The following is a 24,130-nucleotide window of genomic DNA, read 5'->3' on the forward strand; positions in this document are numbered from 1 at the left end:
GCCATCACCGGCACGTGCCCGGCATTACGGCGCGGCAGGACCGCGCGATTGATCAAAGGCGCCATCGAACATCCTTCGGCAAAAGGCGAGGCGGTTTCCTCGCACCGTAGATGCCGATGGCCACGGCAGGTAGTCGCCGGTCGATTACGAGATAGCCGGTATCTGCGCTCACGGAGGGTGCAAAGATCCGCTTTCCGGGGTGCTAACCGCAGGTCAGACCACCGAAGGTCAACTTCGGCGGGCCGCGTTTATCGGCTACTCGGCGCGCCGAATTGATGTTCCCGAAGTCGCACAACCAGTCCGTCGTATGCTGCTTTTGCCGCTTGACGGCGGCGATTCCGTGTGAAGGGACAATTGATGACCTTGACGGCGTACCTGGAGCGGGCGGTCGCACTCGCGTGGGAAGCCCGCAACCGCGGCGACCATCCGTTCGGCGCGCTGCTCGTCACCGCCGAGGGTACCGTCATCGAGGCGATGAACTCGGTGGTCACCGGTTCCGACCCGACCGGGCACGCCGAGACCAACCTGGTCCGCCTGGCCGGCCGCCTGACCCGGGCCGAACTGACCGGCAGCACCCTCTACACCAGCACCGAGCCGTGCGCGATGTGCGCCGGGGCCATCTACTGGTCGGGGATCGGGCGGGTGGTGTTCGCGCTCTCCTCGGACGAGCTGAACGCGATGGTCACCGAGGAGGAGGGCATCCCGCCGCTGCACCTGGCCTCGCGCGAGGTCTTCGCCCGCGGCGGCCGCGTGATCGAGGTCGAGGGCCCGTTCCCGCTCCCGTCGGCCACCGAGGTCCACCACGGCTTCTGGCCCTGACCGATGCTGATCACCCACCTGGCCGCGAATCTCGGCTATGGGCTCCTGCTCGTCACCGACCCCGACGCCGACGTCGACCAGCTGCCCGAGACCGTCGCCCGCTGTCGCGTTGAGGTGGGTGCGAAGATCGGCGGGTGTACGGGATCCCGGAAGCGGCGTCGACCTGGGACTGGGAAGTCCACCAGTTCGACGGGTCGCGGCTGCGGCTGGCCGCCGACAACGACCTGACCTACGCCCACGGCTTGGAGGTCGTCCTCACCGACCTCGCCTACATGGCGTGCCCCACCCAGTTCACCAACCCGCGGTTCCGGGAGCCGACCCCGGCCGAACGCCGCCTGGTGCAACGGCATTGTGGTGACGAGCCCGCGGTCATCCTGGCCTTCGACGTGGAATCCGCCCACAGGCTGGACGAATGGCTGCCCTGCCTGATCGCCGCCGATGCGATCCAGGTCGTGCCCGGCACCGTCTACCGGTACTGGCGGGACGACCTCAAACCGGGGGAGCGCCTGTCCCACTGGGCCCGGCGGCCGGACGATCAGACCGGTTCGGGTTCCGGAGCGGGCTCGGCCGGATCGGTCGACGGCTGAGCGGGCACCGGTTCGGCCGGCACCGGCGAGATCGGCGGCATCGGTTCGGCCGGCGCCGGAGGCAGGTCCGGGTTGTAGGGGTCCAGCTCACCCGGGTCGTCGGGGATCGGCGCCCCGGGGTCCAGCGGCGGGTAGCGGTCCGGGTCGGACGGCACTCGTTCGATCGGCATCGAATCCCCCATCTCACCTGGCCCCGGGATCGAGGCTCAAGATCGAATTACCCGCTGGGATCCGGGCCAAACGGATGGGCTAGGCGAGATCGCTCTCGCTCAGGGCATCGGCGATCGCGGTCGCGCCCGCGTTGAAGCGGATCGTCCGCCCGATCGTCGCCGGCTCGACCAGCGTCCGGGCAACCACGGCGGCAACATCCGCCCTGCTCACCGAGCCCGAGGTGGCGCCCGTGTTCGCGGTCTCGATCCGGCCGGTCGGCAGGTCGGACGTCAGCCGGCTCGGGCCGAGAATCGTCCAGTCCAGCTCGGTGCGTTCCAGATACGCGTCGGCGGCGGCCTTCGCCTCCGCGTACGGGAAGAAGCCGCTGTCCTCCGGAATGCCGTGATCGATCTGCGACCCGAAATAGGAGACCATCACGAACCGCCGGATCCCGGCCCGCGCCGTCGCCTCCATCGAACGGATCGCCGCGTCGCGGTCCACCGCATAGGTCCGCGCCGGGCTCCCGCCGCCGGCCCCGGCCGACCAGACGATCGCGTCGTGCCCGCGGAACAGCTCGGCCAGCTCCTCGACGCCGAGCTTCTCGACATCGGCGACCAGCGGATCGGCCCCGGTCTCGGCGACCTCGTCACGATGCGCCGGGTTGCGGAACACCGCGCCGACCTGGTGACCGGACTCCACCAGCAGCGGCAGCAACAGCAGCGCCACCTTCCCGTGCCCGCCCACGACCAGAACCCGCGCATTCTCCATTCCCGCGACGCTACCGCCATCTCCCGACAATTCGCGCACGCCGAGCCTTCAAAATCCCCATTCCCCCGTACGGAAATAATCCGCCCACCGCCCAGCCGCCGATTCCGCGCCGGTGCTCAGGGCTGCTTCGAGCGTTCCGACACAGCCCCGAGCACCAAGCCGCCCCAGCGGTCAGGCCTTGACGATCGGCTTCAGGGCCTCGGCCACCTTCGTGACCATGCCCGGCCGGTGGCCGTTGCGGATCAGGTTGATGGTGATGCCGTCGATGCCCGCCCCGATGACCTTCTCGTGCAACTGTTCGGCGACCTGCTCCGCCGTACCCAGGAAAGCCCGGTTCCGTCGATCTTCCGGGATCAACGCACCGAGCTCCTTGACCTCCTGCTCGTCCTCCCCGACCATGCCCATGACCAGGTAACTGGTCGCCAGGGTGGCCGGGTCGCGGCCGATCTCCTCGCAGCGCTCGCGCAGCACGGCGACCTTGCGGGCCAGGTCGTCGACGTCACAGATCACGTTCATGTGGTCGGCGAACTTGGCGGCCAGCCGGAACGTCTTCTGCTCGCCGGAGCCGCCCAGCATGATCGGGATGGTGGGTCGCACGCGCGGGTTGTTCATGGCGCCCCGGGTCACGTACCACTTGCCCTCGAAGGTCGCCTCTTCGCCCTTGAGCATCGGCGCGATGATGTTGAGCGCCTCTTCCAGACGCTCGAAGCGCTGCCCGAACGTGCCGAACTCGAAGCCGAGGTCGTTGTGCTCGCGCTCGAACCACCCGGCGCCGATGCCGAGCACTGCGCGGCCCTTGGAGACCACGTCGAGGGTGGTCACGGTCTTGGCGAGAAAGGCCGGATTCCGGTACGTGACCCCGGTGACCAGCGTCGACAGCTGGATCGTGGACGTCACGGACGCGAGCGCGCCCAGCGTCGTGTACGACTCCAGCATGTTCTGGTCCGGCGTGCCGATGCCCGGCAGCTGGTAGAAGTGGTCCATCACGAGCACGGTGTCGAAGCCGGCGGCCTCGGCCTCCTTGGCCTGCGCGGCGACCGTGTCGAACAGCTGCTCGTTCGGGATTCCCGGGTAGGTGAAGTTCGGGATCTGATAGCCGAGCCGGATGGTCATGCTGTCCCCAGTTCCATGTAAGCGGTCTCTCACTTGGTATGTAAGAGCCAACTTACACCGCGGCCCGGCGAGGGTCCGGGCGTGTCGCGCGGCCGGCTCCTGACCTGATTTTGCGTCCGGGCCCAGGCGGGTGCCGGGGAACGCTCGAATCAGCGCTTGACCGCTCCCGAGGCCGCCGCGTTGTTGGCGGTGCGGGGATCCTTGACGGCCGAGGCGACCTTGGCGGTCAGCCGGGCGCCGCGCTTGGCCGCACTCGCCGGCCGTACCGTGAACGTGTAGGTCACCTTGCCGCCGGCCCGCACGGTCGTCGTGGTGAACCGCAGCGTCGCCCCGCTCTTGCGACCACCGCCGGCGCTGACCACGGTGACACCCCTGGGCAGGGTCACGGTGGTGGACAGTTTCGACGCGGCCGACGGCCCGGAGTTGGTCACGGTCACCGTGACCCGCAGGTTCTTACCGGCGGTGACCGCCTTGACCGATCCGAACCGGACCGACAGGTCGGCCGCCGCGACCACCGACAGCCCGAAGGCGGTGCTCGCCGTCCCGACGGTTGCGGAGATCCGCACGGCGCCGACCCGGCTGCCGGCCAGCATCGGCGGGCTGGTCGCGAGGCCCTGGGCGTTGGTCACCGCGGTCATCGAGGTCTTCCCGCCGATCGTGGCCGAACCGGACGTCACCGCGAACGTCACCGTCCGCCCCGCCACCGGTTGACCGGCGGCGTCGGACACCTTCACCACCAGCGGTTTCGCGAAGCCGCGCCCGACGATGGCGCTCTGGCCACCGCCACTGACGGCGGCGATCGAGGATGTCACGGCGCCGCCGACCACCTGGAAGGTCGACGTGGCGGTGCCACCGCTGCCGATCGTGCCCCGCACACTGTCCACGGTCGGTTCCGCGGAGCCGCCGTTGACCATGACGAAGTCGACGCTGTACGCCGTCCCGGCGCTCCCGCTGGCGACGACCCGGTAGCCGCCCGCGGCCGGTCCGGAGATGACCGCGATCGACCGGTCGTCGACCTCGGCGTAGCCGGCGTTGGCATAGGTGGACAGGGAACCGTCGGGCAGCCGGCCCACGGTGTTCCCGGCGGCGTCGGTGACGCTGATCCGGGCCGGCGGGTCCTGCACCACGGCCATCGTGTCGATGATCGGCAGGCTGGCGATCAGGGTCAGGTGATAGAACGTCTCGACCCGCTGGACCAGGTCGTCGAAGTCGATGTCCCGGTCGCCGAACAGCGACTCCAGGTCGACGTAGTAGGTAAGCGGACGGGTCGCGAATACCCTCGGGGAGGCGATGCCGAGTGCCAGGTACTCCTCGAAGCCGGGATTGGTCCAGCGTGCGATCACCGAGTGGCTGGAGTCGTTGCTGCGGTCATTGAGCAAACAGTTGTTGGTGCCCGGGGGCGGGGTGAAGACACCATTCTGAATGGCGTTGTTCACGCGCTTGAGGACGCTGAAGTCGCACCGCTGCGGGTCGGTCGTGGCGGCCGGCAAAAAGTCCAGGGTGGCGACGGCGACGCTGTCGGCGACGTGCTGGTGGTAGGGCACGCCCTTGATCGGGAAGACCACGTTCACCGGCAGGTGCCCGCGGTTCGAGGTGGTCGTGCAATAGCTGCCGGAGCCGGCGACGCCGGTGGTGAAGGTGAGCGGCAGATTCCCGTACTCAATGGTGAATGGTTTTACCGCGTGCAGAAGCGCCGGGGGATCGACGTCGACCTTGGGCAGGACGGCGGATCCGGTGTGGCCGTTGTCGGGGCAGGTGAACCGCGGGGTGGCGGCCGCGAAGGTCCAGGACGCGGAGGCCTGCGGCTCGGTCGGGTCGGGCTCACCGTTGTTGATCTGCTCGTACCAGAATTCCAGATCGTCGGTGCTCGACGGCGCGGTGTAGGAATCGGACGCGCGTGAATAGGCGATGTTCGCGATCCCGTTGCCGTCGGTGACATTCGCGCCCTTGAGCCCGATGTCCGGCCCGGCGACCACCCGCCAGGAGACGAACACGCCGGTCCACGGCTTGCCGGCCTCGTCGGTGAGCTGCGCTTTGAACCCGGCCACGTCGTAGGCGGCGCCGAGTTCCGAGGTGGTCGGCGTGACCGTCATCGTCAGCGGCGTGGCCGGAGCGGTCGGCGTCGGGTCGGTCGTCGGCGGCACGCCCGGCTGGAACGTCACCCGCACCGTGTAGTCGAAGTGAAAAGGGTTGTACTGATTGAGCAGTCGGGTGAAAGTCCATTCACCGGTTCCGTCGAAGGCGACCGAGAAGGCATTCTCGTTCGACAGGCTCTCATTGCCGTCGTTTTCCCCCAGGGCAAAATCAAAGATCGACCCCTTTCGCTCGTACGGCGTGGTCCACTGCTGTGCCGCGCAGTAGCCCGAGTCGCACAGCCAGGTGGAGTCGTCCGAGCCGCTCAGGAACAGCAGCGTGCGGGGGTCGTATTTGCCGGCCGGCGTGGTGGTGATCGCGACCCGCAGTGTCCCGTTGCCGGGAAACGTCATCGTGTCGGAGTTCGCCGCACTGGCCGGCGACGTCACCAGCACCGCCCCGGTCACGAGCAGTACGGCGGTGACGGCGGCAGCGGTCAGCAGGCGCCGGAAACGCGTCACGATGATCTCCCGTTCAGCGGCCACCCACGGCAGACGGCCGCCAGCAGTCAATCCGGACGCGGGGGCCGCAACAATCGGGAACCCGGCGCCATGATCGGGACGTTCGCCCGGTCCCGGCCACGAATCGGTGGCCGGAAGTGACCACTCGTCAGGCCGAGCCGCGGACGATCAGCTCGGTCGGCAGGACGGTCGGCGGGGGAGTGGCGGCACCACCCAGCATCGCGGTGATCGCTTCCGCGGCGGCCGTGCCGATGCCGGTCTTGTCCTGGGCGACGGTCGTGAGCCCGGGCGGGATCAGGGTCGCCACCTCGATGTCGTCGAACCCGACGATGGCCACGTCCTCGGGCACGCGCAGCCCGGCCTCGTGCACGGCTCGCAGCGCGCCGACGGCCATCTCGTCGCCCGCGGCGAAGACCGCGGTGGGCCGCGGGTCGAGGTCGAGCAGCTGCTTCATGGCGGTGTAGCCGCTCTCCAGGTACCAGTCGCCGGCCGGTGCGCCGGCCAGGGTCAGCCCGGCTTCGGCGAGCGCGGCGGTGAAGCCTTCCAGGCGTTCCACGGCCGGGTAGGTCGGCATCGGCCCGGTGATCGTGGCGATGCGCCGGTGACCGCGTTCGATCAGGTGCCGGGCGGCCTGTCGGCCGCCGCCGCGGTTGTCGGAGGTGATGTACGTGCACGCCGGCCCGGTGAACCGCAGGTCGAGCGCGACGCAGGGCACCCCGGCGTCGGCCAGGGCGAGCACGGCCGGGTCGCGGCTGCCGTTGTCGATGATGACCACGCCGTCGACGTTGTGCCGCTGGACCGCGCGCAGAAAACGGGCCGGTCCGGGGCTCGGGTCGGGCGCGAGCATGAGCAGGTGCAGCCCCTGGGCGCTGAGGGCGCTCTTGAGCGCGACGAGGATGTCCTGCAGGAACGGGTGCCGCCAGCCGGGCCGGCGGTGGTCGGTGTCCCAGACCAGGCCGACCATGTTGGATTTTTTTGTGGCCAGGGTGCGGGCCGACTCGTTGGGCAGGTATCCGACCTCGGCGGCGATGCCGAGCACGAGCTGTCTGGTCTGCTGGCTGACCACCTCCGGTGTGTTGAAGACCCGCGAAACGGTGGCGACGGAAACGCCGCTGCGACGTGCCACTTCTCTGATGCTGGACACCCTGGACGCCCCTATGTAACCGGTTTCAGGACCGTATCAGCGTCGTGTCGCGACGGTCAACACATGTCGATCTCGTTACCAGCTCGTGACTTGACAGCGCACGCATCGATGTAGGCAAACTCTTGGCTCAAGGCCGCGGAGTTCGGAACCGGCCTGTCTCGTACGTCAGCTCGTCCTGCGCCTTTGATGCTCTGCGTCGTGTAACCGGTTTCATGAAACCGGTTACACCCGAGGAAAAGGATGGTTCTGCATGTCTTTGTCCCGAACAGCGCGAACCCTGGCCGCTGCCCTGGCCGCCGCGGTGGTGCTGACCGCGTGCGGCTCCGGCGGCGACGCCGGCAGCGCCGGCGGGAACGTCACGCTCAACGTCAACCTGTTCGGCAACTTCGGCTACAAGGCGCTCTACGACGAGTACTCCCAGGCCCATCCGAACATCAAGATCGTCGAGCACACCGCCGCCTACAACGACCACCACCGGGACCTGGCCACGCACCTGGCGACCGGGACCGGCGCCGGCGACATCGAGGGCGTCGACACCGGGTTCATCGCCCAGATGCGCGAGGTCGGCAAGCAGTTCACCGACCTGGGCACCGACCGCGCCGCGCAATATCTGCCCTGGAAATGGCAGGCGTCGCTGACCTCGGACGGCAAGCAGATCGGCTACGGCACCGACGTCGGCGGCCTGGCCATCTGCTACCGCCGCGACCTGTTCGAGCAGGCCGGTCTGCCGGCCGACCGCGACGCGGTGTCCGCGCTCTGGGCGTCCGGCTGGGACCAGTACATCGAGGCCGGCAAGAAGTACACCGCGAAGGCACCGAAGGGCACCGCGTTCTTCGACGGCGGCGGCGCGCTCTACAACGCCGTGATCGGCCAGGCTCCGCAGGGCTTCTACAGCGAGGACAACACCATCGTCGTCGGCACCAACCCGGCGGTCCGCAACGCCTGGGACCTGGTGGTCAAGGCGATCCAGGCCAACCTGTCGGCGAAACTGATCGACAGCTCGCCGGAGTGGAACAACGGCTTCGCCAAGGGCCAGTTCGCCACGATCTCCTGCCCGGCGTGGATGATGACCAAGATCAAGGACCAGGCCAAGGCGTACGCCGGCAAGTGGGACGTGGCGGCGGTTCCCGGCGGCGGCGGGAACTGGGGCGGGTCGTACCTGACCGTGCCCAAGCAGGGTAAACACATCGAGGAGGCCAAGGCCCTCGCGGCCTGGCTGACCGCCCCGGAGCAGCAGGCCAAGATCTTCACCTCCAAGGGCCTGCTCCCGTCGATCCCGGCGCTCTACGACAAGCCGGAGATCGCCCAGTACAAGGATCCGTTCTTCAACAACGCGCCGATCGGCACGATCTTCACCACCGCCGCCAAGCAGCTCAAACCGCAGTACCAGGGCCCGCGCACCGGTGACATCCAGACCACCATCCGCGACGGGCTCGTCCGGGTCGAGCAGGGCAAACAGAGCTCCGAACAGTCCTGGCAGCAGACCGTCAGCGACGTCGAGCGACTGAAGAAATAGGCCAACCTCCACGGCCGGCGGTTCTTGGGGGGACCGCCGGCCACCCCGGTGAAGGATTGACGATGACCCTGCTCAACCGGCTCGACACGAAGGGCTCGCCCTACCTCTACGTCACGCCGTTCTTCCTGCTGTTCGCCGCGTTCGGGCTGTTCCCGCTGATCTACACCGGGTACGTCTCGTTCAACGACTGGAACCTGCTGGACGCCGGCGAGCACACCTGGGTGGGCCTGGCCAACTACCGCGAGCTGCTGCACGACCCGTACTTCTGGAACGCGCTGGGCAACACCCTGAGCATCTGGGTCCTGTCCACCGTGCCGCAGCTGCTCGCCGCGCTCTGGATCGCGCACCTGCTCAACCACCGGCTGCGCGCCCGCACCAGCCTGCGCATGGGCGTACTGCTGCCCAACATCACCTCGATCGTCGCCGTGACCATCGTGTTCACGCAGATGTTCGGCCGCGACTTCGGCATGATCAACTGGCTGCTCGGGCTGACCGGGCTCGGCCCGATCGACTGGCAGGCCAACACCTGGAGCTCGCACCTGGCCATCTCGGTCATCGTGGCCTGGCGCTGGACCGGCTACAACGCGCTGATCTACCTCGCCTCGATGCAGGCCATTCCCCATGACCTGTACGAGGCCGCCGAGCTCGACGGCGCGTCCTCCGGCCAGCAGTTCCGGCGCATCACCGTGCCCCAGCTGCGCCCGACGATCATCTTCACCGCGGTCATCTCGACCATCGGCGGCCTGCAGATCATGGCCGAGCCGCTGCTGTTCGCCGGCACCTCGACCCCGACCGGCGGGTCCGACCGCCAGTTCCAGACCGCCGCGCTGTTCATGTACGAGCAGGGCTTCCGCGAATTCCGCTTCGGTTACGCCTCGGCCATCGCGTGGACGCTCTGCCTGGTCATCGCCGTCTTCGCGATCGGCAACTACCTGCTGACCCGGCGCATCGCCAACGACGAGGACTGAGCGCAGTGACCGTTTTAACCGACAAACCCCGCCCTTCCCGTACGGCGATGCAAGCCCCGGAAAAACAGCCGCGCCGCCGCCACTTCGGTTATCCACGCCGCGCCTCCGTGTGGACCTACGCGGCCCTGCTCGCGGTCGTCGCCGGGTCGGTCTTCCCGCTCTACTGGTCCTTCGTCGTCTCCTCGCAGACCAGCGAAGCGGTCGCCCAGACGCCCCCGGTCCTGATCCCGGGCGGGCACCTGTTCGACAACATCGCCCGCGTCTTCGACACCACCGACTTCGCCCGCGCGCTGCTCAACTCGTTCATCGTCAGCGCGTCGGTGACCGTCTCGGTGGTGTTCTTCTCGACCCTGGCCGGGTTCGCCTTCGCCAAACTGCGCTTCCGCGGACGCAAGGTGCTGCTCGCGCTGGCCGTCGGCACGTCGGTCGTCCCGCAGCAGCTCGGCATCATCCCGCTCTACCTGCTGATGGCCAAGCTCGGCTGGACCGACCAGCTCGCCGCCGTGATCGTCCCCGGCCTGGTCACCGCGTTCGGCGTCTTCTTCATGACCCAGTACCTGGGCCGGGCCGTGCCCGACGAACTGCTCGAAGCCGGCCGCATGGACGGCTGCGGCACGTTCGGCCTGTACTGGCACGTCGTGCTGCCCGCCGCCCGGCCGGCCGCGGCCGTGCTCGGGCTGTTCACGTTCATGCAGGCGTGGAACGATTTCTTCTGGCCCCTCGTGGTCCTGCAGAACAACGCCACCGTCCAGGTCGCCCTGTCGTCGCTGGCCAGCGGCTACACCACCGACTACACCCTCACCCTGACCGGCACGCTGCTGGCCACGCTCCCGATCCTGGTGATCTTCATGGTCCTCGGCCGGCAGATCGTCGGCGGCATCATGCAAGGAGCGATCAAAGGTTGACGACCTCACACGAACTTCCCGAGATGCCGGACGGCTTCGTCTGGGGCGCGGCCACCGCCGCGTACCAGATCGAGGGCGGGGTCGCCGAGGACGGGCGCGGCGAATCCGTCTGGGACACGTTCTGCCGCCGGCCGGGAGCGATCACCGGAGGCGCATCCGGGGCGGTGGCCTGCGACAGCTTCCACCGCTGGCGCGACGACGTGGAACTGCTGGCCGGGCTCGGCGTGGACGCGTACCGCTTCTCGGTCGCCTGGCCCCGGGTCATGCCGGCCGGCCGGGGCGCGGTGAACGGACCCGGCCTGGACTACTACGACCGGCTGGTCGACGCGCTGTGCGAGCGCGGCATCCGCCCGTTCGTCACGCTCTACCACTGGGACCTGCCGCAAGCCCTGGAGGACACCGGCGGCTGGCGGGTCCGCGACACCGCCGAGAGCTTCGCCGACTACGCGGCCGTGGTCGCCGACCGGCTCGGTGACCGGGTCCGGGACTGGATCACGCTCAACGAGCCGTACGTGTCGTCGATCGCCGGCTACGCCGAAGGCCGCCACGCCCCCGGCGCCCGCGAGGGCCACGGCGCCCTCGCCGCCGCCCACCACCTGCTGGTCGGCCACGGCCTGGCCGTCACCGCACTGCGGGCGGCCGCCCCGGCCGCCCGCGTCGGCATCACCCTCAACCTGTCCCCGGCGGTGCCGGCCAGCGACTCGGCCGCCGACGAGGCGGCCGCCAACCGGATGGACCTGCTGCTCAACCGGCAGTTCACCGACCCGGTGCTGGGCCGCGCCTACCCGGCCGGATTCGAGCGGCTCTACGCCGGCGTCAGCGACCTGTCCTTCCGGCGCGACGGTGACCTGGCCCTGATCGGCGCCCCACTGGACTTCCTCGGCGTCAACTACTACTACCGCATCCACGCCGCCGACGTGCCCCACGAACAGCACGATCCGGCGCTGCGGACCGCCGACGACATCGGCGTACGGGCGATGCCGCGCGACGGCATCCCGCTGACCGACCTGGGCTGGCCGGTCGAACCGCGCGGCCTCTACGACACGCTGACCGGGCTGGCCGGACGCTACCCGGGGCTGCCGCCGGTCTACGTGACCGAGAACGGCATCGCCGAGGTGCGCGACGACACCGGCCCCGACCCGGAACGCATCCGATTCGTCGCCGAACACGTCGCCGCCGCGGCCCGGGCGGTGGCCGACGCCCGGGTCGACCTGCGCGGATACTTCTACTGGTCACTCATCGACAACTTCGAGTGGGCCCGTGGCTACGGCCCGCGATTCGGTCTGGCCCACGTCGACTACGCGACCGGTGTCCGCACGCCCCGGGCGAGCTACCACTGGTTGCGGGAACAGCTCTCCCGACGTACGGGAAAAGTGGTGTTGACCCGGCCCTCGTCTTGATTGCTGAGACGACGAGCACGTCGTGCAACGAAACAGGGCTCCGGAACGTCTGTCATTTTATGGGGTTCACTCGCCTGCGGGCGTATCTGGTGATCGGTGTGCTGGCGCTGGCCGCAACCGTGGTCGTGGTCGTCGCTCTGGTCAAGGACACGCAGGGCGGCCCGGAAGCCGGCGGCTGCCCGGCCGGCGTCACCATGGTGAACCTCACGCTGCCCAAGGAGGCCGACCAGGTCAAGCTGCGGGTGCTCAACGGCACCAAGTCAGCCGGCCTGGCCGACCAGGTCAGCGCCGAATTCAAGGACCGCGGCTTCGTCACCCAGCCCACCAAGGACAGCAAGACCAAGGTCAAGAACGTCGCCGTCATCCAGTACGGTCCGAAAACCGTCGGCGCCGCCCAATGGATCCGCGCCTACTTCCTCGGCGAAGCCGAACCGGACTACAGCGAGGCCCGCACCAGCGACGTCATCGACATCGTGATCGGCGCCAAATTCCGGTCGCTGGCGACGTTCACCGAGGTCAACCAGTCGATGGCGCAGATCGGGACGCCGAGCGCGCCGCCCGGCACGTGCGCGGCGCCGGCCCCGAAAGGCGCCTGACCCGAACTCGTCCGTGAGGACCGGCACCACCGGCGGACCCACGTCCGCGATGGTGCCGGCCACTGACCGACGATGAGCAGTCGCGTGGCCCGGAGCCCAGCCCGCGCGGCGAGCCGGTGCGAATGTCGATTTCGCCGTATCGACACATCGGTGTTTGATGACCGATTCGCCGTGGTCGCCCCGAGAATGTCTGGTCTGCATCTATGAAGTCACAAAATGATGATCTCGAATGGTTTTCGGATTTGTGACATGGGGCACACTTATAGAAAGAAATGTTTGAATGGCTAGCCGCTGACCTGCGACGCATTGCTGTGAGCGAGCTGTGAGCCCTTCGCGGGCGATGCATTCCATCATTATCGATGTCTTCCAGAGTGGATCAGGTCGTTCTACGGTCTCGGGACCTGCATTCTGATCTTGGAGGCATTGTGGGTCGCCACACCCGCCGTCTCGCACTTCTGCTTGCGTTCACACTCGTTGCGTCCATCGGTATTCCCAGCGGCCTCAAGGGGTCCTGGCCGATGGGTTGGCTCGACTTCCGGTGGACCTTTGGCATGCCTGCCGAGGCATTCGTCGGTATCCCGGTGCAGGAACGCGGCCCCGGCAGCGACGGGCATTACGGCGGGCGGAAGCAGGGCTTTACCGCGGCCAAGCCGGTGAGTCGCGGGTCCTGGTCGGCGCCGAAGGTGCCGGAGGCTGATGCCTTCGATCCGCAGAAGTCGACCAAACTCCCGGGTCGCTCCAACACCTCCAGCGACATTTACCAGAACTCGGACGGTTCGCAGACCGTCAAGGTGTCCACCGGCAAGATGAACTACCAGGGTGCCGACGGCAAATGGCGTGCCATCGACACCACGCTGAGCAAGGGCGCCGACGGCCGGTTGCGGACGGCGGCGAACTCGTTCGACGTGTCGCTGGCCGGCCCTGCGAAGGCGACGCGCGCTCTGGCGGTCACGCCGCAACCGTTGACCGAGGACCTGGTCCGGGTAACGCTGCCGGGCGGCCAGCTTTTCGCCTACCGGCTGCAGGACGCGCTCGCCGTTACGCCGGTCGTCGACGGCGAGCTGAGCACGTATCCGGAGATTCAGCCGAGCGTCGATGTGGAGTTGCGGACGCTGACCAGCAGCGTCAAGGAAACTCTCGTCCTCAAGAGCGCCGCCTCGGCGCGCGAGTTCGTCTTCCCGCTCACGTTGCAGGGACTCACGCCGCGGCTGAACACCAGTGGTGAGCTGGAATTGCTCGACAACGACGGGGCGGTGGCGCTGCTGGTGCCGCGACCGTTCATGGAGGACTCCAGCCCGGTCGATGCGATGGGTGATCGAAAGAAGTCGTACGACGTCGGCTACGAGCTCGTCCAGGTCGATGGCAAACCGGCGTTGAAGGTGGCCGTCGGTGACACCTGGCTCGATGACCCGGCCCGGGTGTGGCCGGTCCGGGTCGACCCGACCGTCTACACCGGCAAAACGCTCAGCGGCGTCGACGCGTTCGTCGACAACGAAGCCGAGACCGGCCCGGCCGACCAGGACGGCAACAACCTCGCGGTCGGGCGCTGGCAGAACAACATCGCCCGCTCGTTCGTGAATTTCTCCAGCTTCGACACCAACGGCTTCGTCGGCAAGCGGGTCACCGGTGCGAAGCTGTGGGTCTACCTCACCTGGACCTGCACCAAGGACACCTACCGCAACATCTACGTGAGCAAGGTGACCAAATCGTGGACGGCCAGCGGGGTCGCGGCCGGAGCGCTGGCCGCCGGCCCGACGTACAGCGGGCCGATCGGCACCCTGAAGATCACTGACCACACACCGGCCAGCACGAACACCGGCGGCGATCGCTCGGTCGGGCAGTGGCACGCGGTCAGCCTCGACCCGACCACGTTCTACGAGTGGGCGACCAAGCGGGGCAGCGCCAACTGGGACTACGGCTTGGCGATCACCGCCGACGAGGACGTCACCGACTCGTGGAAGCGGTTCACCTCCGCCAACTACAGCGACAAGTACAAGACCTGGCTTGAGCTGACGTACGCCAACAACGTGGCGCCGCAGGTCAACGCGCTCTACCCCGGTTCGGGAACGCAGTCGCCCACGCTGACCCCGCAGCTGATCGCGGATGGCTACGACCCGGACGGCTTCCCGGCGACTCTCGAATACAACTTCGAGGTCTTCGAGGAAGCCGCGGACGGCACCCAGACGAAGATCAAGGAGTCGGGGTGGCGGCCGGACAAGACCTGGACCGTGCCCAGCGGCGTACTGAAATGGGGTAAACGCTACCGCTGGCAGGCGACTCTGCACGACGGACGGCTCAATGCCGGTCTGCCGTCGTACACCTGGCAACCGGCCTGGCGAAACGTCCTGACGACGCCGGTGCCTCAACCGGCGACCACGTCGGCCCTGGCCGACAACGGAGCAACCGGGTTCGCCCCGGGCGTCGGCACGTACACCACCTCGGCGACCGACGCGCAGGTTTCCTCGGTCGGGCCGGAACTCGCGATCAGCCGGTCGTACAACTCGGCCGACCCGCGGACGGCCAGTGCCTTCGGCGCCGGCTGGTCATCGATTCTCGATGCGAAGGTCACCGAACGCAAAGACGTCACCGGCGCGCTGACCACCGTCGAGGTCGCCTACCCGACCGGGCAGACGGTCGCCTACGGACGTAACACCGACGGCACGTTCTCGGCGGGCCTCGGCCGGTACGCGAAGTTCACCGCAGTCACCGGCGGCTACCAGCTCACCGACAAATCCGGCGTGAGCTACCTGTTCACCACCGCTCTGACCGGCGGATACGGCCTGACCTCGATCACCGACGGCAACGGGCGAACCCTGAAACTGACGTACACCAGTGGCAAGGTCACCCAGCTGACCTCGACGGCGACCAAACGCAACCTGAACATCCTCTGGTCCGGGGCGCACGTCGCCTCCGTATCCACCGACGCGGCCCGGACCGGCGAACCCGACACGGTCGCCACCTGGACCTACACCTACAGCGGCGACCAGCTCACGACCGTGTGCCCGCCGACCTCGACCACCCAGTGCACGAAGTACGGCTACAGCGACGCCAACCTGTACCCGTCCACGGTCGAGAACCTGGACGCCTACTCGTACTGGCGGCTCGGCGAGAACGCCGGCAACCCGCAGGCCGCGAGCGCCACGGTCGAACGGATGAAGGCCGATTACGGTACCCACACCAATGTGAGCCTGGGCGCGGCCGGCGCGCTGGCCGGCTCGACGGCCACGGCCGCCTCCTACAACGGCACGAGCGCGCGCACCGCGCTACCCGCGAAGCTGGTATCGCAGAGCGGATACCAGTCCATCTCGATGTGGTTCAAGACGGCAGCCGGCGGTGACCAGGTTCTCTACAGCCAGAGCTGGGATCCGATCACGTCGGCGAGTACCAACAACCCGTACAACCCGACTCTCTACATCGGCACCAACGGGCAGCTCTACGGCACATTCCCGACCATCCCCACCGCAAGCCTGGGCAGCATCCTCGGAGGGCCATCGGGACGATGCCTGGACTCCGGCGCCAGCACGCCCGGGACGAAACTGCAGCTCTGGGACTGCAACGGGACCAGCCCGCAGACCTGGTCGTTGAGCAGCACCGGGCAGATCAAGTACACCCTCGACGGCGTGACGCGCTGCATCCAGGAATCGCAGTCCGAGCCCGCGTCGAAGGTTCTCATCCAGGACTGCTCGACGGCCGCTGCCCAGAAGTGGCGGCTCACCGGCGACGGCCGCATCGTGTCGCAGGAGTCCGGGATGTGCCTGCACCCGGACAGCGCCGGCACCGTCAACGGCACAGTCCTGCTGGTCTACACGTGCGGCCGGCCCTACTACGGGCTGCACACCTTCTCCTGGCAGAACCACGCGGCGCTCAACGCCGGTGGCGTCACGGTCAACGACGGCAACTGGCACCACGTGGTGCTCTCCGCCGCCGGTGACCGGCAGAGCCTCTACCTCGACGGCGTTCGCAAGGCGACCCAGACCGGGGTGACGGTCAGCGACATCCAGCCCCGATACCAGTACCTCGGCGCCGGCCACCTCGGTGGCGGCTGGCCCAGCCAGGACAACACCGTCGCCTACAAGAACACCGGCACGCCCGACTACTACTCGGGCTCGCTCAGCGATGCGGCGATCTTCGACCGCCCGCTGACCGACGACCTGGTTGCTGAGTTGTACGCCGCCCGTACCTCTCGCAAGCTGCTCTCCCAGGTCACCCGGCCGTCCGGGGGCGTCGCCGCGACGATCGAATACGACCCCGTCTCCGGCAAGGTCCGCAAGGTCACCGACGCCGACAACGGCACCTGGACCCTGAACGACCCGGAGATCAAGGGCAGTTCCCAGGTGTACGCGTCGGCGGTGCTCGGCGGCAGCCCCGTCGACTACTGGCGGCTCAACGATCTGCCCGGCACCACTGAGCCGTACAACGAGGTCAACGGTACCGCCGCAACCTACTCGGCGACGGTTCTGGGCGGCACCGCCGGTACCGACGGCCCGTTCAGGGATACGACGGCGCCACTGTTCGACGGGGCCGCCGGAACCGGGATCGATGCCGACACGCCATCGGTCAACACGGCGGGATCCTTCACGGTCTCGGCATGGGTGAATGTGGCCGATGTCGCTTCCCACCATCAGGCGGTGGCGATCGTCGGGGCCCGGTCGACGGCATTCATGCTCGGCTACGACAGCGGCGTGAAGAAATGGGCGGCCGTGATGTGCACGGCAGATGCCGACACCGCGAGTTGTCCTCGCACCTACGCGAACACGACAGTTCCTTCCGCCTCGGCCTGGACCCACCTGGCGGGCTCGTTCGACGCGACGACCAAGAAGCTCACCATCTACGTCAACGGCATGCCCGAAGGGTCGAGCATCGCGAGTTTCACCCCGTGGACCGGAACCGGGCCTCTGCTCGCGGGCAGAGCCCGCTGGGTGGGCACCGACGTGGACCCGTGGAAGGGCCGGGTCGCGGAGATTGCGACGTTCGCGACGAAGCTGTCCGACGCTCAGATCAAGGCGCAGTACGACGCCGCCGACCGGAACGCCACCGGCGTCAACGCCGTGCCGATGCCGGCGAAGTCCCTGTCGCTGACCGACCCGACCGGGCAGGTCAGCAAGGACGTCTACGACCTGTACTCGGGGCAGCAGATCGCCGAGGTGGACACGCTGGGCAACCTCACCCAGTACGGCTACGACGCGGAAACCGGCACGATGAAGCTGCTGGTCGACCCGAACGGCAACAAGACCGAATACGTGTACGATGCCCGCGGCAACGTCATCGAGCAGTCCACCTGGCAGGACCAGACGAACGCGGCGACCAAGTCGACGACCCGGTTCACCTACTTCCCGGACGCGACCACGGTCGACCCCGCTCCCGACCCACGCAACGACAAACTACTCACAGTGCGCGACGCCCGAACCGACGGGACGTATGTCACCACGTACGCCTATGACGTACGGGGCAACATGACTTCGGTGACCGATCCGCTGGGACGGGTCACCAGCACCGATTACACCGACGACAGGTGGGATGCGCCCGGGGGCCTGGCCGTAGAGCAGGTCACGGCCGGCGGGGCAGTCGTCAATACCTATTTTGACGACAACGGCGACATCGAGGGTGTTGCCGACGCGGCCGGGCAGGAGACCTGGTTCAGGTACGACAACCTCGGCCGTGTGACCGAACGTCGCGTCGCCACGGGAATCTGCAGGCCCAGCCGGTGCGAGGCCGGCTCTGGTGTGGGCGGTACCACCGTATTCACCTACGACAAGCTGGGCCGGCTGCTAACGGTCACTGAACCGGAAGTCCTCAACCGGGTCACCGGGGCAGTGCACACCCCGATCACGACTTATACCTACAACGCCGACGGTCAAGTCCTGACGACCACCGTCGCGGACGCTACCGGCGGCGACGCCCCACGCACCGAAACCTCGACCTATAACGCCCTTGGCCAGCTCGAATCCCAGACCGACCCGTCGGGAAGCAAGACGACCTTCACCTACAACAAGTACGGCGACCAAGCCACCGCCACCGATGCGGCCGGGACCACCGTCGAGACGAAGACCGACAGCGAGGGCCAGGTCCTTGAGACCTGGTTCAAGAACTTCACCGGTGACCCGGACAAGCCGACCGCCCCTGCCGACCTGCGATCGGAGTCACGCAAGTACGACGCAGGAGGTCGGCTGATCAGCACGACCGACGCCGAAAACTTCGTGACCAAGTTCGAATACACGAACAACAATCTGCTGAAGACGTCAACCCGGTTCGGCGCCAGCGACAGCTTCGTCCTCGAGAACAACGTGTACGACCTCGCCGGCAACATGACCAAGCAGGTCACCAACAACGGGCGCACGACGACCACGTACACCCAGGATCAGGCCGGCCGCACCTACAAGTCCACGATCGACCCGACCGGAGTGAATCGTACGGTCGAGCAGGTCCTCGGCGACGACGACGAGGTACTGGCCACCACCGTCAAGGACTCGGCCGGTGTGACCGTCGGCTACGAGGAGACGATCCAGGACCCGTACGGCCGCGACGTCGTGTCCACCACCTACCCGACAACCGGAACGAGCCCGGTAGCCCGATGGAAGCTCGCCGAGACCGCAGGCGATACCGCCGCGGACTCGGCGGGTAGCACCGTCGCGCGTGCCAGCTCCAGCGGAGCCCGCTGGTCGACCGAACATCCTGCGCGTCCCGGCCTGACCGGCTCGCTTGAGATTGAGTACGACCAGAATCGTGTCCTGGGCACCGACGTGCCGGTCGTTGACACCAAACGATCCTTCAGCGTAGGTGCCTGGGTCCAGCTGGATGACCTTGCTAACGACCACATCGCCATGTCCCAGGGATACCTGGACTACAACGGATTCGAGCTCGGCTATGACGCCGAAACGAAGACTTGGAGCATCGAAGGCTGTCGCGATCGATGGTGGGATTGCGTCACCGCGCGGTCGAACAACCAGGCCACAACTGGCGCCTGGACACACCTGCTGAGCGTGTACGACGCCACCGCCAAGAAACTGACGCTCTACGTCAACGGCCAGCCGCAGAACAGCGTGCCCATCACCGGTATCGACCCCGAACCTGGGTGGATGACCATCGGCGATGGCAGCGAGGGTTGGTCTCCCTCGAAGCGGTGGGACGGCAAGATTGCCGATGTTCAGGCGTATCAGAAGGCGCTCACCAACGCCGAGATCACTGAGATATACAACGGCACCGCGACCTTCGCCGACCGGCAGGTGATCCGGGAGTCCTACCGCCGTGACAGCGGCGGCAACGTGATGTCCTCCGCAGATGCCGAAGGCAACATCACCTACTACGAGTACGACGAGAGCGGCAACCTCGCCGTTACCGTCGAGCCTCCGGTCACCCTCGAAGAGCACGGCCGCGACGCCGTCCAGGTCAATCCGATCAGCTACGCCGGTTACAACACCTTCGGCGAGCAGACCGAGGACAAGGATCCCAACGGCAACACCATCACCACCCGGTACGACGCGAACGGCCGCCAGGTCGAAACCGTCTACCCGGCGTATACCGCGCCAGGCTCCGCCACAGCACTGCGGCCGACCGAATCGGTGGTCTACGACAAGACCGGCCAGGTCAGCAAGGTGATCGGCGCCTCCGGTGAGGAGACCACCTACACCTACGACATGCTCGGCCGGGTCACCAAACAGACCACCCCGGACGGCGAAGCGAGCCGATACACCTACGACAACCTCGGCCGCACACGATCGGTCACCGACCCCAGCGGCGCGAAACAACTCGCCACCTACGACTACCTGGACCGTCCCGAGTCAGCTACGGAACTGGTTCGCCAGACCGGCGCCAGTAACACCACGACCTTCGAGTACGGGCCGGGCGGCTGGCTGAGCAAGACCACCAGCCCCGACAACCTGACCAGCACTGCGCTCTACAACGCGGTCGGCGAGTCGACCTCCATCACCGACGCGGCGCACGTCACCACCACCATGCAATACGACGGTCTCGGCCGGGCCAGCCGGACAACCCTGGCGGACGGTACCTACGCGACGACCAGCTACGACCTGGCCGGGCGTCCGTTGGTGCAGAGCTCGTACGACGCGGCCGACAAGCTGTTGCAGAAGTCCACCACGGCATACGACCGAGAAGGCAACGTCGTCGCGGTCACCGACCCGCGCAATACGACGATGCGGTGGACCTACGACGCCTCCGGCCTGATGACTTCGCAGACCGAGCCGATCTCCGACAATTCGTCGATCGTGACCCGATACGGGTATGACGCGGCCGGCCAGCCGACCCGATTCACCGACGGCCGCGGCAACGACTTCTGGACCACGTACAACACCTGGAGTCAGGTCGAGTCCCGGATCGAGCCGGCCACCACCGCGCACCCTGATCTCGCCGACCGGACCTTCACCACGGCCTACGACCTGTCCGGTCAGCCGGTCACCGACATCAAGCCAGGCGGCGTGCGGGTCGACTACACCTACGATCGGATGGGCCAGCTGGTCAAAGCCGCGGGTTCCGGCGCGGAAGGCGACACCCGCGACCGTGAATTCGGCTACGACAAGGCCGGCCGGATCACCTCTCTTTCTGGCGGGACCGGCACCAACACGCTGACCTGGGACGATCGAGGGTTGCTCACCTCGGTGACCGGACCGTCCGGCAACAGCTCCTTCACCTACACCGGTGACGGCGCGATGAAGACCAGAGTCGACGCCGCCGGCACGACCACCTACGGCTATGACGCAGCCGGGCGACTGTCCTCGATCGCCAACCCGGCCACCGGTGTCCAGGCGAGCCTCGGTTACGACACCCTCTCTCAACTGTCGAAGATCACCTACGGTGACAACGGCAACGCCCGATGGTTCGGGTACGACAGCTCGCACCGGCTCACCAGCGACGAGCTGAAGACAACAGCCGGCGTGTCGATTGCCAAAATCAGCCTCGGGTACGACAACAACTCGAACCTGACGTCGAAGGTCACCAGCGGATTCGCCGGATCCGCGGCGAACACCTACACCTACGACCTGGCGAACCGGCTGCAGACCTGGAACAACGGCACCGCCACGGTCGACTACGAATACGACAAGTCCGGTAACCGAACCAAGGCCGGCGGCAAGACGTTCACCTACGACGCCCGTAACCGCCTGATGCAGTCGTCGACCGGAGACCGATACGACTACACCGCCCGCGGCACGCTGCGCCACACGATCAGTGGGACCGTTGCCCGTGAGACCGTCACGGACGCCTTCGACCAGGTGCTGCGCCAGCAGGGCGACACCGGCACGTACGCCGACTACAGCTACGACGGCCTCGGCCGGGCCATCAAGGACGGGTCCGCCTACACCGGCCTGGGCAACGACCTCGCCGCGGACAGCACATCGGTCTACACCCGCGACCCGGCCGGCGACCTGGCCGCGGTCAAACAGGGCGGCACCAGCGTGTACGCCTGGACCGACCAGCACACCGATGTCGTCGGTGAATTCACCGCGACCGGAACGGCACTGTCCGGCTCCACCACCTACGACCCGCTGGGCGCCGTGGTTGCCCAGTCCGGTCACGTCGGCAACCTGGGCTTCCAGCAGGAATACACCGAACCGGCAACCGGCCGCGTCAACATGCACGCCCGCTGGTACAACCCGGACACCGGCCAATTCGACACCCGAGACTCGGCCGACCTCAGCCCGGCCGGACAGTCGGCCAACGCCAACCGCTATGGCTATGGCAACGGCAACCCGCTGTCCGGTACGGACCCATCCGGTCACTCGTTCCTGTCGATGAACAGCTGCAGCAACGCGTTCACCTGCATGCTGAAGGGCTTCGTCAACTCCTTCGACTTCATCGACATGGCCAAGGACGCGATCAACACGATCTCGGACCTGCGCGGAACCCTCAACAGCATGATCAGCGGGATGATCTCGGAGGCGAACGCCTGGAAGTCCAAGATCGGCAACGCGATCCACGATCGGGTCGACTGCGGCGTCTGGTGGATGCCGGTCTCGGAAAAAACTTGCAACAACGCGATCGACAGCTTCGCCGCCATCGCCGGTTGGGTCTGCGCGTTCAGCGGCGTCTGCCAGATCCTGGACGACTGTGTAGGCAACGGAAGCCGGCTCGCCTGCGCCGAAAACGTCGGCTCGATCCTGGCCGACGGTGTCAAAGCCTTGGTGAGTGCCGGTGCCGGTGCGGTGTACTCAAGAGTCGCCACCCGCATCAACAAGATGTTGAAGAAGTACAAACTGCCAGACCGCCGCAAGAACCATCGTGGCGGTGGCTCCTCGGGCGGTCTCAGCCCGCAGGACGAGAAGAACTACGTTCGCCAGCACCCGGCCAACAACGCCTCCAAGTACAAGGACAACGGCAGCGGCAAGGTCACCTGCAAGTCCAGCAAGTGCAAGAAGAAGCCGAAGGACGGCAAGAACACCCGCAGTGGCAACAAGCCGAAGAACAACAAGCCGAAGAACAACAAGCCGACCAAGGGCGGCAAGACCCCGAGCAAAGCCAAGGGATCCGGATCGAAGAAGCCCACGAGCACGAACAAGGGATCGAAGCCCAGCGGTTCCAAGTCGAGTGACACCGCGGGGCCGAAAGACCCGGGCCGCGACATCCCCACAGGTGCGAAGAGCAACGGTAGCGGCGGGGACCGGCAGGACTACGGCACCTGCGAGCACAGCTTCGATCCCAAGACGCGCGTACTGATGGCCGACGGCTCGACCAAGCCGATCGCGGCTGTCGAGGTCGGTGACCAGGTCACCGCTACCGATCCAGAGTCCGGCAAGACGACCTCGCAACCCGTCACTGTGCTGCACGACAACCTGGACACTGAGTTCGCCGACGTTACCGTCACCGCAGAACCGCAACCGGCTGCAGCAGGAAAGACCACCGGCGAGGGCGACGGGGACCGCTCAACACGCGGCCCGACCGGAACCGTTCTGCACGCCACGCAGAATCATCCGTTCTGGGATGCCACCGCTCAGCGATGGATCGATGCCGGATCCCTGGAGCCAGGCAAATCCACCCTCATCGGCCCTAACGGTGAGATCCAGCACGTCACCGCGGTCCAGGTCTTCACCGGCGCCAAACAGATGCGCGACCTCACGGTCGACAACATCCACACATACTATGTGCTCGCCGGCACCGAACCAGTCCTCGTCCACAACAACAATTGTCCGACGCCAGATGAGCGCGCGCATGCCAGAGCGTCGGAAAATGCCGCCTACTCGACGAGGCCGGGAAACTCGACATCAGCGTCGGGAGCTACTGGCGGCTACCTTTGGATTAAGGGACACGGGACGTTCGATCTCTCATCTGACAAGCTTCACCCGTTGATCAAGGCAAACATGGGCGATATCCCGGCGGAGGCCAGCCCTTCGCCGGGCACGTTCTTCGGTTCACATGTTGAGGTGCAAGCCGCCACCTTGATGAGGATCCTTGCCAAGCAGGCTGGCCCGGGTGCTTCCAAAATGGAGGCCAGACTGATGGTTTCTAAACCAGGTGGCCCTTGCTCGTTCTGCTCGCTCAACGTGGCGGGGATGTTACCAAAGGATTCGGCGTTGGTAGTGCGGTACCAGCTGCGACAAGTGTTTAGCGAAACGGATTTTTGA

At 67.0% G+C, this 24,130-nt stretch carries 13 protein-coding genes; 8 read left to right on the forward strand and 5 right to left on the reverse strand.

From position 1 onward, the window contains the following. Window positions 1-357: 357 nt before the first annotated feature. The gene (locus ACSHV8_RS12340; RefSeq protein WP_436532469.1) at window positions 358-819 is read left to right on the forward strand and encodes a nucleoside deaminase; all 462 of its coding nucleotides are present in this window, start codon (window positions 358-360) and stop codon (window positions 817-819) included. A gap of 134 nt (window positions 820-953) precedes the next feature. Next, window positions 954-1,406 carry a hypothetical protein gene (locus ACSHV8_RS12345; protein WP_436532471.1) on the forward strand — a complete coding sequence of 151 codons (453 nt, stop codon included), beginning with the start codon at window positions 954-956 and terminating at the stop codon, window positions 1,404-1,406. On the opposite strand, the gene ACSHV8_RS12350 is transcribed toward ACSHV8_RS12345, so the two are convergent. From ACSHV8_RS12350 to ACSHV8_RS12370, 5 genes are all read right to left on the reverse strand, one after another. Then, the gene (locus ACSHV8_RS12350; RefSeq protein ID WP_436532473.1) at window positions 1,355-1,576 is read right to left on the reverse strand and encodes a hypothetical protein; all 222 of its coding nucleotides are present in this window, start codon (window positions 1,574-1,576) and stop codon (window positions 1,355-1,357) included. The genes ACSHV8_RS12345 and ACSHV8_RS12350 overlap by 52 nt on opposite strands. A 79-nt stretch (window positions 1,577-1,655) precedes the next feature. Continuing rightward, window positions 1,656-2,324 (reverse strand): SDR family oxidoreductase, encoded by a 669-nt coding sequence (locus ACSHV8_RS12355; protein ID WP_436532474.1) that lies wholly within the window; start codon window positions 2,322-2,324, stop codon window positions 1,656-1,658. A 171-nt stretch (window positions 2,325-2,495) separates the two neighbouring features. Continuing rightward, window positions 2,496-3,437: an LLM class F420-dependent oxidoreductase gene (locus ACSHV8_RS12360; protein WP_436532476.1), complete on the reverse strand. Its 942-nt coding sequence runs from the start codon at window positions 3,435-3,437 to the stop codon at window positions 2,496-2,498. A 149-nt stretch (window positions 3,438-3,586) separates the two neighbouring features. Further along, complete coding sequence (locus tag ACSHV8_RS12365; RefSeq protein ID WP_436532478.1) at window positions 3,587-6,031, reverse strand: CARDB domain-containing protein; 2,445 nt, start codon at window positions 6,029-6,031, stop codon at window positions 3,587-3,589. 148 nt (window positions 6,032-6,179) lie between these two features. Next, entirely contained in the window at window positions 6,180-7,157 is a 978-nt protein-coding gene (locus ACSHV8_RS12370; protein WP_436532480.1) for a LacI family DNA-binding transcriptional regulator, read from the reverse strand. Between the two features lie 268 nt (window positions 7,158-7,425). Between ACSHV8_RS12370 and ACSHV8_RS12375 the strand changes: the two genes are divergently transcribed. From ACSHV8_RS12375 to ACSHV8_RS12400, 6 genes are all read left to right on the forward strand, one after another. Next, window positions 7,426-8,691 (forward strand): ABC transporter substrate-binding protein, encoded by a 1,266-nt coding sequence (locus tag ACSHV8_RS12375; RefSeq protein ID WP_436532482.1) that lies wholly within the window; start codon window positions 7,426-7,428, stop codon window positions 8,689-8,691. A 62-nt stretch (window positions 8,692-8,753) separates the two neighbouring features. Continuing rightward, window positions 8,754-9,659 carry a carbohydrate ABC transporter permease gene (locus ACSHV8_RS12380; protein WP_436532484.1) on the forward strand — a complete coding sequence of 302 codons (906 nt, stop codon included), beginning with the start codon at window positions 8,754-8,756 and terminating at the stop codon, window positions 9,657-9,659. Window positions 9,660-9,706: 47 nt separating this feature from the next. After that, entirely contained in the window at window positions 9,707-10,564 is an 858-nt protein-coding gene (locus tag ACSHV8_RS12385; RefSeq protein ID WP_436532486.1) for a carbohydrate ABC transporter permease, read from the forward strand. A 23-nt stretch (window positions 10,565-10,587) separates the two neighbouring features. Continuing rightward, window positions 10,588-11,964 (forward strand): GH1 family beta-glucosidase, encoded by a 1,377-nt coding sequence (locus ACSHV8_RS12390; RefSeq protein ID WP_436536745.1) that lies wholly within the window; start codon window positions 10,588-10,590, stop codon window positions 11,962-11,964. Between the two features lie 59 nt (window positions 11,965-12,023). Next, window positions 12,024-12,560 carry a LytR C-terminal domain-containing protein gene (locus ACSHV8_RS12395; RefSeq protein WP_436532488.1) on the forward strand — a complete coding sequence of 179 codons (537 nt, stop codon included), beginning with the start codon at window positions 12,024-12,026 and terminating at the stop codon, window positions 12,558-12,560. Between the two features lie 518 nt (window positions 12,561-13,078). Beyond that, window positions 13,079-24,130 carry a LamG-like jellyroll fold domain-containing protein gene (locus tag ACSHV8_RS12400; protein ID WP_436532489.1) on the forward strand — a complete coding sequence of 3,684 codons (11,052 nt, stop codon included), beginning with the start codon at window positions 13,079-13,081 and terminating at the stop codon, window positions 24,128-24,130.

It is taken from the genome of Actinoplanes sp. HUAS TT8, assembly GCF_051380535.1.
Classification (GTDB): Bacteria; Actinomycetota; Actinomycetes; order Mycobacteriales; family Micromonosporaceae; genus Actinoplanes.